We start from the raw sequence: 14,009 nt of genomic DNA, 5'->3' as shown, positions 1-14,009 counted from the left end.
CCGAATGCGGATCACCCGACGTGACATTCTGGGAGCGGCCCTCGCCGCTCCCACCGTCATGTTGTCGCGCCATTCGTCTTACGCGGAAATGAACACGGCACGGATGGTCAGCCTGGATCTGCTGATCACCGAACTCCTGCTCACACTAGGAGAAATACCGATCGCGGTGGCGAACATCCCGCTTTACCGCCGTCTGGTATCAAGCCCGATCCTTCCACAAGGCGTCATGGATCTCGGCCCTCTCAACGAACCCAATCTGGAATATCTGCAGCAGTTGGCACCGGGCCGCGTACTGGTGGCCGACTGGCAGGCGCCCAACCTCCAGTCATTGGCGCGGATCGCCCCGCTGATGCCGATCAAGGTCTTTGCCGGCAAAGCGCCGGCCCTGACACATTGCGAGACACTGCTGTCCGACCTAGGGAAGCTGACAGGTCGGGGAGCTCGGGCCGTCGAGGCGATTGCCGCAACACATGAAGCGATACGGACCGCGCGGTCGCGGCTGCGGACATTTTCACGGGCAATTTATATCTGCCGCTTCAGCCGCGACGGGCGCAACATCGCGCTGTTCGGCGGAAACGGCATGTTGGGTGACGTCGCGGGTCGGACCGGACTGCGCAACGCATTCTCCGGCCGCGTGAATGCGGCCGGTGTAACCAATGCGCCCCTGTCTCGCCTTGCAGACGAACCCGATGCGGTGATCGTCCATTTCGATCGCGGCGAGGAAACCGACGTGGCGCTCAAGCGCCTTGAGGCAAGTGCGCTCTGGCTTGCCCTGCCCGCAGTCCAGAAAGGCCACGTGATCCGGATGCCCGTCATCTATCCAAGCGGTGGCCTGCGCTCGGCCGAACGCTTCGCAGATCAACTCGGCGTACAATTGGCAGCGCTTGCCGATGGCTGAAACGATTTCTGGACCCACCGGAAGCCGCTCGATGCTTCTGCCTTGCATTCTGTTCGGGCTGGGGCTTCTCTTGTTCGTTGTCTACATCAGCGTGACGGGACAGGCCGGTGCCTCGCGTCTTTTCGAGGCGCCCGCCACTGAACTCAAAACCGTGCAGCTGCTCTATGGAACGCTGCCTCGCTTCGTCGTCGCGCTCGTAGCCGGTGCACTGCTCGGACTGTCGACCACGCTTATGCAGCAGGGTCTGGGAAATCCGCTCGCGGAGCCTGGTACGATCGGTCTCCTTTCCTCCAGTCGCCTCGCGGTTGCCTGCACCCTGATCTTCCTTCCCGGTTTTACAGGCAGCGTTGCCGTGCCGGTCCTTGGAGGATCGCTGCTCGCCCTCGTCATCGTGCTCGGCCTATCGATGCGATGGGGGCTTTCGCCGCTTTTCCTCATCCTCAACGGCCTCGTCTTCGCCATGCTCTGCGACGCCGTCACCTCGATGTTGATCCTCAGCCACTACGACGAGCTTGCGGACCTGCTGCTCTGGCAATCCGGATCGCTGGTGCAGGACAATTGGCAGGTCGCCCAAACCTTGACCGTCTGCCTCGTTGCGCTCACGGGCATCATCCTGCTCCTCAAGAAACCATTGACGCTGCTGGATCTCGATGACGCTGCTGTTGCGAGCCTCGGTCTCTCGCCGACTGCAGCGAGACTGGCAGCGGTCGGTCTTGCCGCCGTTGCCGCTGCGGTGGTGACCGCGCAGATCGGCCTGCTCGCGTTCGTTGGGCTGGCCGGCGCGGCGCTCGCCAGACTTTGTGGTGCACGCCGCTTTACGCACCGCATGGCCCTCTCCGGGTTTCTCTCCGCTGCATTGCTTTTGCTGACGGATCAATCGGTTCAACTGGCAGAAGGACTGATGGCCATTCCGGCAGGCACGATCACGGCGCTTTTTGCTGCGCCCGTCTTGTTGATCCTGCTGCATTCCGGCCGTACGGGAGCGAAGAAGGGGCGGGTGCTCAATGTGAATGTGCCGGCTCGTATTCGTGCCACGCCGGGCATGTTGTTCGGCGTGTTCGTGGTGCTGATGATAACCGTTATTCTGAGCCTGACGGTGGGACGCACACCGGACGGGTTCACATGGACCACGGCCAACACGTTTTTCGAACTGCTTCCGTGGCGCTGGCCGCGTGCCGCGGGAGCGCTCAGCGCAGGCGGGATGATCGCGCTCTCGGGGTATCTCATGCAACGCATGACCGGCAATCCGCTGGCGAGCCCGGAACTGATCGGCGTGTCCTCGGGCGCAACGCTCGTCATGCTGCCGGTGATCGCCCTGCTGCCGCCGCTCGGCCGGACGCAGACCATGGTGATCGCCGCTACCGGCGCCTTGCTGTTCCTTGTCCTGGCTTTGCGGCTTGCGCGCAGATCGAACTATGCACCTGAAAAGCTGCTGCTGACCGGGTTAGCCATCACCGCGCTCAGTGGCTCGCTTCTGTCTGCCGCCATCTACTTCGGGGATGTCAGAGTGACACGCCTGATCGGTTGGTTATCCGGGTCGACCTATGCCGTGAGTTCGCGGGAGGCCCTGACATCCTTGGCTGTGCTCCTGGCGGTCCTGGCCGTCCTGCCCCTGACACGGCGCTGGCTCAGCATGCTGCCACTCGGAGAAGCCGTTGCGACGTCTGTTGGCATCGAGATCAAACGCGCCCGTTTCGTCTTGATCGTCCTCGTCGCTGTTCTAACGGGCACTGCCACCGTTATCATCGGTCCGGTTACCTTTGTCGGCTTGGTCGTTCCACACCTTGTCAGGTTGATGGGTGTTCGGCGCCCGCTGGCACAGGCCGCCGGGTCTATGCTCGCCGGCGCTGCGTTGATGACCGCATCCGACTGGATCGGCCGCATCATCGCGTTTCCCTGGGAAGTCCCCGCAGGGCTGGTCGCCAGCGTCGTCGGTGCTCTGTTCTATGGCTTGACGGCCCGGCGAGGCCGCCGATGATCGCCGAGCTCGCGCACCTGTTCAAGGGGCCGTTTGCCGCGTTGGGCGAGGCGTTCTTCGTCAATCCCGCGCCGCAACTGCCGCTAAAGACGTTCTTCGCCTCGCAGGCGCTGCGTGACAGGTTGGATTGCTTCTCGCAGCGCTGGCCCGAACCCGACCCCCGCGCCGTCGCGACACAATGGTCGAAGACCTATTTCTCGGTACTCCTGCCCGGCACGCTCCTACCTTCCCTGCTCCTCGATTGGCAACTCCCGCTTTCCGTCGAGACCGTCGGGCTGCACCTTTCCCCGGACGGCGCCGTCCGTGGTTTCGATCTGTCATCATCGGGAGGCCTCCGAAGGCCGACAGGAGAGACATTAGGCCGTTTCGAATTTCTCGTGGAAGGACACCTGCGCCCTGTTATCGATGCCATGGCCTCCGTTTTGCCCTTGTCCCGGAAAGTCCTGTGGAGCAACGCTGGAAATGTTTTTGAGAACGTTCTCTGCCGAGCGGCAGACCTGCTTGGCAAGGATCATCCCGCGCTGTGTGAGGCGAACGCTATCCTGGCAAATCGTCTCTTACCTGACGGAAAGCCCAATCCCCTATTCGAGCCCGTCCGCTACATTGTCGAAGCAGAAGCGGCCGTGCGCCAGCGCCGGATTTGCTGCCTGAGATATTTCACACCTGAACTCGGCTACTGCAAATCATGTCCGAAATTGAATCTCAGCAAAGATAACGAAACGAGATGATATAGCCGCCTGTTGAAGAACGCCAGCCCGCCTAAAGGTATAGCGACAAGGCCCATGATACAGCTTACGCCTTGACGGAATTCGAACCTGTGACACACCAAAGAATTGCGGCTCGGCAACACCTCCGCCGACCTGAACTCTGCACCAAGAGATTTAGGCCAATTGAATGAGTGTGTGGAAATTTGCGCGATCAGTTGGGTGATGCAGAGTTCGCTACGTTTTAGAAGCGGCGGCGCTCATGGCAAACTACGCGTAACTTTGTTCAGAGACAGAATCAAACGCCATGAAGCCGATGAACCCGGTGATCATCCAGCTCTGTTCGCTTCTCGCGCAGAAGAACACTGACTGCCAATTCAGCTTTTGGACACCGCCCCCGTGAAGCGCGATGCCGTCGTCGAACGTCTTGCGCGCAATGGCCGTGTCTCCCTGCACGGTCACGTCGCGCATAGTGGTCGCACGATAGAGTGCGCTTCGCCGGTCTTCAGCATAGGCTGTCTCCGCGGCGCGCTTGGCATCGGCAAGCCACGCCGTCCGATAGGAATCAACTGTGGGAAATCGTAGCCACCAGTCTTTCGGATTAAGCGAACCTTCGGCATCGAGGCCGCAGAAGCCATCCCTCCGGAAGAAGCCGCCAAAGATCGTCCAGTCCTGTGCAACGAAGCCTTCGATGTCCTGGCGCACCAGCATTTCCCAGATAGAGTGCCGGTCAGGGTCGGTGGTTGAAAACGGGTTGGTTTCGTCGTTCATGGCAGCGTCCTGTCGGGGATGATATCAGTGTCGGTCAGGGTCGGATGCCCGGTCTATCGGATGGCAAGACCCGTTGCGGGATCGAACCAGTGGAGACTCTCAAGCTCGACCGTCAGCGGAAGGCGTTCGCGCGGGCGCGGCGTTTTTGCCGGTGGAATGCGCGCGACGAGCCGGTTCTTGCCCTTGCTGCTCGATGTCCCCGCTTCATCGGTATCATTGACATCGACCGGTGGCGACGCGATGTCGAAGAAGACGAACGTATCCGCCCCGAGCGCTTCGGCAACCGGAACGGCCTCGTTGAAGATCGCCTCCTCCGGCGTGCAGACCCGGAACATTTCCGGCCGGATCCCCATGATCACCTGGCGTCCTGCGAAGTTCAACAAGGCAGTGTTCAAGGGCACGGTGATCTGCGTGCCCGTTCCGATCACCGTCGCCGTCAGCCCGGCGCCGCTGCTCGACAGATCGACGCGTACGAAGTTCATGGCCGGCGAGCCGATGAAGCCGGCGACGAAGAGGTTCGCCGGACGGTCGTAGAGCATCTGCGGCGTGTCGATCTGCTGCAGATTGCTTTCAGTCGCGTCACTCACGGGCTTAAGCACGGCGACGCGGTCGCCCATGGTCATCGCTTCGACCTGGTCGTGCGTCACATAGAGGGTGGTGACCCCCAGCCGCTCGTTGAGGAGCTTCAACTCGCCGCGCATTTGGACACGGAGTTTCGCGTCGAGGTTGGACAGAGGCTCGTCCATGAGGAAAGCTAAGGGATGGCGGACGATGGCGCGACCCATCGCAACGCGTTGCCGCTGCCCGCCAGAAAGCGCCCCCGGCTTGCGCTGCAGGTAGCGGGTGAGGTCTAGCATTTCAGCTGCTTCACGCACCAGCCGTTCAATCTCCGCCTTCGGCATCTTTCGCTGCTGCAAGCCGAACGCCATGTTTTCGTAGACCGTCATGTGCGGATAGAGGGCGTAGTTCTGGAATATCATCGCGATATCGCGATCCTGCGGCTCGACATGGCTAACGTCGCGGTCGTCCATGATCAGGCGGCCGCTGTTGAGCATCTCGAGGCCCGCGGCCATCCGCAGCAGCGTTGATTTTCCGCAGCCGGAGGGACCGACGAGGACAACGAACTCGCCGTTCTCGATCGTAAAGCTCACATTGGAGACGGCGACCGTTCCATCCGGATATGTCTTTCCGACCCGGTCGAAGGCGAGCGATGCCATTGAGGTTACTCCTTGTGTGTCGGGGTAGGACCGTGCCCCGCCGAAGATCGAGGCAGCGGTCCAGAAAAGGATCAGGCGATGTCGACGGCCTTGCCGCTGGCTGCGGACGCTTCGATCGCGGCGAGAACCTTGGCGTTGGCCAGGCCGTCCATTGCATCGGCGAGGAGCGGCGCATCGCGCACGACAGCATCGACGAAGCGGCCAATGGATTCAAGAACGAAGCCGCCGATGCGGGTCTCGCCGGTCGGCGTCATGCCGATATAGTCTGAATAGCGCAGGCCGCCCTCAACCATCCGGCGCAAGCCCCCGTTATGGGTAGGATCGGCTTGGATCTGGCCTTTATCACCGACCAGTTCCAGCTTGAAATCGACGAGCGACGGGTTGTCGGGTGACAGGATCCAGCTGTTCTCCATGGTGACGACCGCGCCGCCGGCAAATTCAAGAATGCAGAGGTGAAAATCGCGCGTATCGACGCCGCCAGCCTTCAACACACCGTCGCGCGTAACAGCATAGACCCTGACGACCTCGTCATTGAGGATGAAGCGCAGGACGTCCACAAGATGGCTGCCAAGGAACCAGAGGGCGGAGGATTTCGCGGCCCAGCTCAGCATCTCGAACGGCACGAAGGTTGTGTTCGACAGGCGCGCCATGCCATGCCGCGGCACGCCGATCTCGCCCGATTGCACCATGGTGCGAACCTGCGCCAGGATCGGGTTCACCCGGTTGTGAAAATCGATCATCAGCTTGCCTCTGGAGGCTGCCGCCGCCTCGACGATCTTCTCGGCTTCGCGCACGGTGGTCGCGAGCGGCTTTTCGCTCAGCACATGCTTGTTTGCCTTTAGCGCCGCCAGGATGATCGGCGTATGCGTGAAATCGGGGGTCGCAACGGAGACGGCATCGATATCGTCGCGTGAGACGAGGGCCTCGTAGTCCGTCAGGGCAAAGGCGGCGCCGGAGCTTTCCTTCATCTTCTGCGCCCGGCCTTCGTCGATATCGCAGACGGCGACGAGTTCCGTCTCGGGCAGCACGTTGAAGGTGTGGGCATGGTTGGTGCCCCAAAGGCCGGCGCCGATGACGCCCATTCTCAGTTTGGTCATGTCAGGTCTACTCCAAAATGGTGGCCGATTAGCCCTTCACCGAACCAAAGGTGAGGCCTCGAACCACGTAGCGGTCGAAAACGAGGAAGATGATCATCGGAGGGATCATCGCGACCACTGCGGCCGCGGCGATGTAGTTCCAGGTGACTCCGCTGGTGGCGAAGTAGCCGAGGGTGCCTACGGGAAGTGTGGCAGTGGATCGCGCGCTGAGCACGAGGGGGAAGGCCGCATTGTTCCAGGCAAACACGAAAGCGAACATGGAGGTAACGATGATGCCAGGGCGCACGATCGGTAGCGTGATGCGCCACATGATCGTGTACCAGCGGGCACCGTCCATTCGGGCCGCCTCTTCGAGTTCGGCCGGCACCTCGTCGATGAAGCTCTTCATCAACCAGACCGAGAAGGGAATTGTCATGGTCTGCAGCACGAGCACCATGGAGAGGTAGGAGCCGGTAAGGCCGATGCGGTTCATCAGCACGAAATACGGGATAAGGAAGGCGATCGGCGGCGCCATCAGCAGGCCGAGATACCAGAGCATGATGTTCTTCTTGCCACGCAGCTTGAACCGCGACAAAGCATAGGCTGCGGGGATCGAGAACGGCAGGTTGAGGAGCACGGCGCCGATGGCCACGACCAGGCTGTTGACGAGCTGAGGCGCGTTCGTGCCGGGATCGACCAGGATGTGACGGAAGGCGTTCAGCGTCGGTGTGAACGTGAATTGGGGCGGCATGGCGAAGGCCGTTTCAGGCGGGCGCAGGGCCAGCGCAATGAACCAAAGTATCGGCCCGATGAACACCGCGAGGAACAGGAGGCCCGCCGCATAGGTCAGGATCGTGTAGAGGCTACTCTTTGCTGAGGGCATGTCACCACTCCTCGTTTCGGAAGGCGAAGAAGACGTAGAGGGCGACGATGATGTTGACGATGAGCACGGTGATCCACGTCATGGCGCTCACAAGGCCGATGTTGAAGTTGATCAGACCCTGCTCATAGAGCGAGTAGCCGAGCGTGCGGGTGGAAGTGCCTGGGCCGCCGCGCGTCAGCACGAGCACCGTGTCGAAGGTGTTGAAGAGCTGCATGAACCGGAGCATGACGATGATGATGGCCGTGCGCTTGATCAGCGGCAGCTTGATCCGCATTAGGATGGTCCAGGCCGAGGCCCGGTCGAGCCGTGCCGCCTCGATGATCTCCTCCGGCACCGAGAGAAGGCTGGCATAGAGAACGATCGCAAAGAAGGGCGTCCACTGCCAGATGTCGGCGAAGAGGACGGCGGCGAGCGCCGTGGACGGTGAGCCGAGAAGACCGACCGCGGGAATTGGAATGCCGATGGACGTCAGCACCCAGGTTAGAAGGCCACCGCCGGGGTCGTAGAGATAGCGGAATAAAAAGCCCACGACGATGGGAGCGATCGTCGTGGGCAGAATGAGCAATGCCCGCACGACATTCATGCCTGGCAGTGCTCGAAGCAAGATCAGCGCGATCGATAGGCCGAGCGCGAATTCGAGCGCCGTTCCCACGAAGGAGAGCAACAGTGTATTGGTGAGAGCCGCCTGAAAGTCGAAGGCGTTCAGGGCCTGCACGTAGTTGTCAAAGCCGACGAAGGCCTGCGGCTCGGGCCCGATCTGCAGGTTCCAGAAATAAAAGCTGGAACGAAGCGCAAATAGCAGCGGATAGGCGATCAGCACCAGCAGCATGATGACCGAAGGCGCGATCAGCAGGTAGGGCAGGTTTCTGCGAACGAAGCTTCGCCGTCCGGTCATAGTAGCGACCGGCGTGTGGGCCGTTATCGTCGTCATCTCAACGTCCTGTGTCAGGGTTCCCGATGCCCCTGCCCGCTTCAAGGGAAGCAGACAGAGGCGGCACGCACAGGCGTCAGCTGTTGGCCAGCTTGCCGATCAGGGCCTTAGCGCCGTCGAGCGTGTCGTCATAGCTCTCCTTCTGGTAGGGGATCATGAAGTTTCCCTTGAGGATGCTGGCAAAAAGGCTGTTGGCGCGCTCGAGCGCGGGAGCCGGGGCTTCCGACCCAGTGAGAAGCTGGTTCAGCGTCAGACCGAATACGCTTTCGAGTGCGGTGTAACCGGGAACGGGTGGTCGCGTGACCTTGCCATTGCCCTGCTTCATCATGCGGTACTGCACGTCGAGATAAGGATAGACCGCCTTCAGGTCCTTGTCCTCGTAAAGCGAGGCGCGCCCGAAGTCGGAGAACTGGTAGTTGAGGTCGGGCCAGAGCGCCATCTTCTTCTGGGTCGCCTTGGAGGTCGCCCATTTGATGAAAGCATAGCCTGCCGCCTGCTTGGCGGAACTGGCGGGAACGCCTAGGCTCCAACCGCCGACGCTGATGGTCTGCGCTATTCCTTCGGCCTTGGGAAGCGCCGCGGTCGCATAGACGTCCATCACCGAGGACTTGCTGCCCGTCATGTAGCCCGAATTCTTGATCAGGTAGAAATACGGCGTCCACCAGTAGAACATGCCGATGTCGCCCTTGGCGAACCGCGTACCGGCATCGAACCAGACGTAGTTGATGGCTTCGGGCGGCGACAGCCGGTAGAGCTCGCGATAGACCTCGATCGACTTTTCCCAGGCCGGGCCGGAAAGCATCGGCTCGAAATCCCATGGCTGGGCAGGAAAGAACTTGAACCAGGAGGCGCCGTGACTCGCTGAGATCTGGGTGAACATATGAACGATTGGTGACGGCTGCGAACCGCAGACGACGGTCGGGAATACCGGTACGTCCTTGAACGTCTTGCCTTCGAGCTTTTTGAGCGTGTCGATATAGGCGGTCCAGGTCCAGGCATCCGACGTCTCCGTAGGGGGCGCGACGACACCCAATGCCTCGAACATGTCCTTTCGGTACATCACACCCTGCGCGTAGGCCGCGACTGGCAGCGTCGCGATTTGCCCACGCCACATGTTGGAGGAATAGAGGACCTCAGGGATGAAGTCGGCGAGATCGATATCGGGATCCTTGGCGATGTGATCGTTCAGGGAGACGATCCAGCCATTGTCAAGGTACTGTCCGAGCCACATCTGGTCGACGGCGATGACATCAGCATCCGAGGTGTTGGCCACGAAGGCGGAGACCAGGCGCGCCTGGAGCGCATCGTAGGACAGACTTTCTAGCTCGACCTTGATGCCCGTTTCCTTTTCGAAGTCAGGCAGCATCGCCTTCAGCGAGAAGAAGAAGGGATCTTCCACCGAGAGCACACGAACGCTGGTGATGTCCTGCGCCTGCGCCCGTGAGGCAGCGAGTGCGCCCAGCACGCCGGAGCAAACGGCTGCCGAAGAAACGCCCTTGAGCAAGTTCCGACGCGATAAGGCAATCATATCCTTCTGCATGTCTCTCTCCACAGTTTGCTTTGGCGCGATACGTCATCCTGCGTGTTTCCTGCACGCTGGTCGTCTACGCCGTTGTTCCCGTTTATCTGCCTGCGCTTCTCCGAGGCAGTATGTTTGTACGTCGCACAAACTTATGGTAGATGTCAATCGTGACGTTGTTGACCGAGAGTTTTTGTGAGCAGGATTGCATGAAGCGGCCGACGACAAACCAAAACCATTCCCGCAAACGGCTCTCATGATAATACGAGGAAGATGGCATGCCGCCTTGGGCCCGTACCGATTGAACAGGAAAGATGCCGTGGCTTCTGATCTCCAAAGCAGGAATAGTCTGAACGGCTTGCGGTCGGCGAGACCGGAGATCGCGAGGCCCGAGGCGGATTCCGAAGGAACCACGCCAACGGCCATGATGCTCGTTTCTCCGTCCGATATCGGCGCCATCAATCGCGGCAGGATTCTTCAGGCGCTCTACGACAACGGGCCGACGAGCCGGGCCGATCTCGCGCGTTTGGCCGGCGTCAACAGAACGACGGTGACCGGCATCGTACAGCCAATGATCGAGGAGAAACTTCTTGTTGAAGGCAAGGCCACGCGTTCGGCCGTCCAGGGAGGGAAACCAGCGCGCCCTCTGTTCTTCAACCGCGATGCTCCGATGCTCGCCGCCGTTCTGTTGCTTCCGGGCAGGATACAGACCTGCCTCGTCACCTTAACAGGGGAGATTTCCGCGCTCGAGAAGGCGCCCTTCGATGTGAACGGCGATGTCGAGGATTTCAGCCGCATTCTGACGGAAACCCTGGCACGATCGCTCGATCAGGCGACCCAGCCCCCTTTCGGCATCGGGATCGCGGCCGGCGGCATGATCGACAGCGACAAGGGCGTCATTGTGACCGTCAGTCTGGCGCCCGTCCTGACCGGCCTGCCGATCACCAATATCCTCAGCGCGCATTTTGGGTTGCCGGTCGTCATCGATCACCATCCCCGCGCTCTCCTAGTCGGAGACCGATGGTTCGGGCCGGGACGCGGCCAACAGAACTTCGCGGCCATTTACACCGGCGAAGTTCTGGGCGGCGCATATTACATCAACGGTCAGGTTTATAGGGGGCTTGCCGGTTCCGGTGGCGAACTCGGCCACACCGTCGTCCAGCTCGATGGCCGTGCATGCAACTGTGGGAAGCAAGGCTGCTGGGAGACGATCGCCACCCTTGCTTGGCTGAGACGAGAGGCGGAACGAGTGGGTCTCGATGACCCCGGGACAGTAACGAGCGCGCGTCTGGTTGAAGATGCCGAAAGTGGGTCATCGCGCGCCGAAGAGATCCTCGATCGCTACGCCCGCAACATCGCAGTCGGCATCGCCAATCTGCAGCAAACCTTGTCTCTCAACTTCTACATCCTGCATGGCGACGCTGCCACAGGAGGCGCGCGCCTGTCTGGATCGATCGAGCGCCATGTGCGCAGCTTCGTGCTGGCACGCCCCAACCAGGACATTACCATCGTCAGCAACGGGCTCGGCGAAGGCCACACAGCGTTGCGTGGGGCGGCTGGGCTTGTTGTCTCCGAGCATTTGAAGCTCAAGATTTAAGAAGGTCGCCGTTCTTGCCAAGAATATGAAGTTTAGCAGCCGGAATGCTGTGGATCCGTTCCGCCCTGATGGATGTCCAACCGGTGGCCTACCATTAAGCGAAAGGGTCCTGCTTCAAGACGATCCAACTCGATCCGACGCCTTGAACGGATATGAACTGCCGACCCCCTCATTAGTTGGCGGCACTCGTACTAAATTCCTTGTCCTGGCAACCACTTGCAGAAGTACCGCTCAGTTGTCTACCCCTCAAATATCAACGTGTACAAGGTCCTTATCCCTGCCGATGATCTGTAGGTGCGTCACGATGACTCGGTTCGTAAATTCCGACAGCGAGACGACGGCTAATTTGGTAGACTTCCTCTATGTTGGATGCGGTCGATCTTCCAGACGATATTGCTGCTCTGAAGGCGATGCTGATCGCCTTGCAGCCTCGTGAAGTTCGCAAGGACGAGCGGATCGAACGGCTGGAGAAACTGGTCGCCGCTTTCAAACAAGCGGCCTTTGGCCGCAAATCCGAGAAGGCTGATCCCGAACAATATGACCTTGCACTGGAAGAAATGGAAATGGCCATCGCGGCCGTCCATGCCGGAGACGAGACCGACAGCACTCCGGCTAAGCCGCATCCCAAATCTCGCGCCGCCAATCGTGGCTCTCTTCCCGCCCGTCTTCCTCGCGTTGAAGATATCGTCGAGCCGGAAAGCTTGGTCTGCAACTGTGGCGACGGCCTGCATTGCATCGGCGAGGACGTATCCGAGCGGCTGGATATCATTCCGGCGCAGTTCCGTGTCATCGTTACCCGCCGTCCCAAAGTAAGCGCTGTTGTCTCCGCACATTGACCACCCCTGAATGAACTTATTCCTCCCCTGACAACTCAGCGTGTGGGTCGTGGTACCTTCGCCTGTCATTGTCTTTGGGAGGCCGAAATGTGCAAAAGAGTGGTCGATGGCAAACAGGGCATCGATGCGCTTCACCGCCTCGAGGGCTACCGGCGAGATCGGCTTGGCACCTTTGCCGCGCCGAGCATTGCGAGCGACATCGGCCAATTCGAAGAACTTCCGGCGCGCATGGGCAAAGCAGAACGCGGGTGTTGCGGGCATTTGCTTCCTCGTCCGATCGAACAGCGGCCTCTCGGCGCATGCAAGCATGCGCCTGTCGGCTGAGAGATTGAAGCCGTTGTAGCAATCAGCCTGAAGAATGCCGCTGTCGGCCAAATGCCTTTGCGCGTGCTCGCCGCGCCGATCGCTGGAGGCGTAGAAGACCGCCCCCGGCGGCGCAGGGCCCGCAAACGGCTGATCGTCACGCACGTAAACCCATATTCGCCCGGTCGTGCATTGGCCCTTGGCCAGGATCGGGATCGTCGTGTCGTGGCCATGAAGCCGCTCGGCTTGGAACACATGGGCCTTGATCAGGTCGAAGACCGGCTTGAGGGCGAAGGTGACGTGCCCGACCTGATCGGCCAGGGTCCGGGTCGACAGATCGATGCCCTCACATTTGAACCGCGTGCTCTGGCGGTTCAGCGGGATGTGCTGCCCGAACTTGTCGAACACGATCGTCGCCAGCAACTGAGGGCCGATGAAGCCGCGCGGCGTGGCATGCTACGACCGTTCGGTCGCGCGGGGAACGGTGCGGGAGCCTGACAGATCGCCGCGCAATCGCGGCAGGTAAACTTTTCGCGCACCGTCTCGATGACCTTGAAGCGACGCGGGATCTCCTCCAGCGTTTCCGTCACATCCTCGCCCAGCTTCGACAGCCGCGAGCCGCCACAGCAGGCACGTGCCGTCGGCGCTTCAATGATGATGCGTTCGCGCTCGGCATCCTCAGGCCATGGCTTGCGCACCGGCCTCTTGTGGGCGAAGGCGCGCACGGACTGCGTTTGGGCCGCGGCCTCTTGGGCGCCCAGTTCGTCCTCCGCGGCCGACGCCACGAGCTCCTCGAGCTGCAATTCCAACTGATCGATCAGCCGTTGCGTGCGCTCGCGGCGCGGCCCATGCTTCTCGCGCTCCAGCTTGCCGATCAGCAGTTGGAGATGCGCGTTCAGCGCCTCGATGCTCGACAGCTTCGCCTTCGCATTGGCCGCTTCCGCCTCGGCCTGAAGCCGGGCTGCGCGCTCGGCCAACAGCGCCGCATGAGCGCTGGCAAGGTCCGATGGCAGGGTAAGCGGCGGCAATGTCATAGCGACATTGAATTAGATTTCTTAATGATCTCAATGTAAAATTGCAGTCAGACCCGGCTAGGGCGCCAAGTTTCCTGCGGCGCGCGCCAGTCAATTCCGGACAGCAGATAGGAAAGCTGCGCCGACGAGATTGCCACCCCTCCACCTTCGGCGGAAGGCCATATAAAGTAAGCGGCAAGGAGACCCCATCTGGCGCGGCTGATGCTGAGCAGGGTATTTCGGGCATACGAGTTCTCTGAATGTGAGGATCTATGTCTAGACC

The 14,009-nt window shown here is 60.8% G+C and carries 10 protein-coding genes and 2 pseudogenes; 5 read left to right on the top strand and 7 right to left on the bottom strand.

What is annotated here, in order from left to right:
- Positions 1-4 precede the first annotated feature (4 nt).
- Genes C8J33_RS21245 through fhuF form a run of 3 tightly spaced genes read left to right on the top strand, consistent with a single transcriptional unit; the run spans position 5 to position 3,604 of the window.
- Positions 5-898: an ABC transporter substrate-binding protein gene (locus C8J33_RS21245; RefSeq protein WP_132665278.1), complete on the top strand. Its 894-nt coding sequence runs from the start codon at positions 5-7 to the stop codon at positions 896-898.
- 31 nt (positions 899-929) lie between these two features.
- Positions 930-2,876 (top strand): Fe(3+)-hydroxamate ABC transporter permease FhuB, encoded by a 1,947-nt coding sequence (gene fhuB, locus C8J33_RS21240; protein ID WP_165929856.1) that lies wholly within the window; start codon positions 930-932, stop codon positions 2,874-2,876.
- Positions 2,873-3,604, top strand: a complete 732-nt coding sequence (gene fhuF / locus C8J33_RS21235; protein ID WP_132665276.1) for a siderophore-iron reductase FhuF — start codon at positions 2,873-2,875, stop codon at positions 3,602-3,604. Before fhuB ends, fhuF begins: the two co-directional genes overlap by 4 nt.
- A gap of 246 nt (positions 3,605-3,850) precedes the next feature.
- Here fhuF and C8J33_RS21230 read toward each other — a convergent pair whose 3' ends face one another.
- The 6 genes from C8J33_RS21230 to C8J33_RS21205 form a co-directional block, all read right to left on the bottom strand.
- Positions 3,851-4,351 carry a hypothetical protein gene (locus C8J33_RS21230; RefSeq protein ID WP_245507236.1) on the bottom strand — a complete coding sequence of 167 codons (501 nt, stop codon included), beginning with the start codon at positions 4,349-4,351 and terminating at the stop codon, positions 3,851-3,853.
- Positions 4,352-4,404: 53 nt separating this feature from the next.
- On the bottom strand, positions 4,405-5,568 hold the full coding sequence (locus tag C8J33_RS21225) for an ABC transporter ATP-binding protein (RefSeq protein WP_110802668.1): 1,164 nt from the start codon (positions 5,566-5,568) through the stop codon (positions 4,405-4,407).
- A 71-nt stretch (positions 5,569-5,639) separates the two neighbouring features.
- Positions 5,640-6,665, bottom strand: coding sequence for a Gfo/Idh/MocA family protein (locus C8J33_RS21220; RefSeq protein WP_132665275.1), 1,026 nt, complete (start codon positions 6,663-6,665; stop codon positions 5,640-5,642).
- Between the two features lie 28 nt (positions 6,666-6,693).
- The gene (locus C8J33_RS21215) at positions 6,694-7,527 is read right to left on the bottom strand and encodes a carbohydrate ABC transporter permease (protein ID WP_132449427.1); all 834 of its coding nucleotides are present in this window, start codon (positions 7,525-7,527) and stop codon (positions 6,694-6,696) included.
- A 1-nt stretch (position 7,528) separates the two neighbouring features.
- The gene (locus C8J33_RS21210) at positions 7,529-8,422 is read right to left on the bottom strand and encodes a sugar ABC transporter permease (RefSeq protein WP_343289814.1); all 894 of its coding nucleotides are present in this window, start codon (positions 8,420-8,422) and stop codon (positions 7,529-7,531) included.
- Between the two features lie 112 nt (positions 8,423-8,534).
- Positions 8,535-9,998, bottom strand: a complete 1,464-nt coding sequence (locus C8J33_RS21205; RefSeq protein ID WP_132665274.1) for an extracellular solute-binding protein — start codon at positions 9,996-9,998, stop codon at positions 8,535-8,537.
- Between the two features lie 298 nt (positions 9,999-10,296).
- Here C8J33_RS21205 and C8J33_RS21200 point away from each other — a divergent pair, with 298 nt between their 5' ends.
- Both C8J33_RS21200 and C8J33_RS21195 read left to right on the top strand, forming a co-directional pair.
- Complete coding sequence (locus C8J33_RS21200) at positions 10,297-11,574, top strand: ROK family protein (protein WP_422038846.1); 1,278 nt, start codon at positions 10,297-10,299, stop codon at positions 11,572-11,574.
- 362 nt (positions 11,575-11,936) lie between these two features.
- Positions 11,937-12,383 (top strand): annotated as a pseudogene (locus C8J33_RS21195) (IS66 family transposase zinc-finger binding domain-containing protein); the annotation flags it as partial.
- Between the two features lie 129 nt (positions 12,384-12,512).
- Here C8J33_RS21195 and tnpC read toward each other — a convergent pair.
- A pseudogene (gene tnpC / locus C8J33_RS21190) lies at positions 12,513-13,747 on the bottom strand (IS66 family transposase); the annotation flags it as partial.
- Between the last annotated feature and the right edge of the window lie 262 nt (positions 13,748-14,009).

Source organism: Rhizobium sp. PP-CC-3G-465 (assembly GCF_004343445.1).
GTDB lineage: Bacteria > Pseudomonadota > Alphaproteobacteria > Rhizobiales > Rhizobiaceae > Ferranicluibacter > Ferranicluibacter rubi.
The sequence above is the reverse complement of the archived record's forward strand: the minus strand, read 5'-3'. Positions and strand labels throughout refer to the sequence as shown.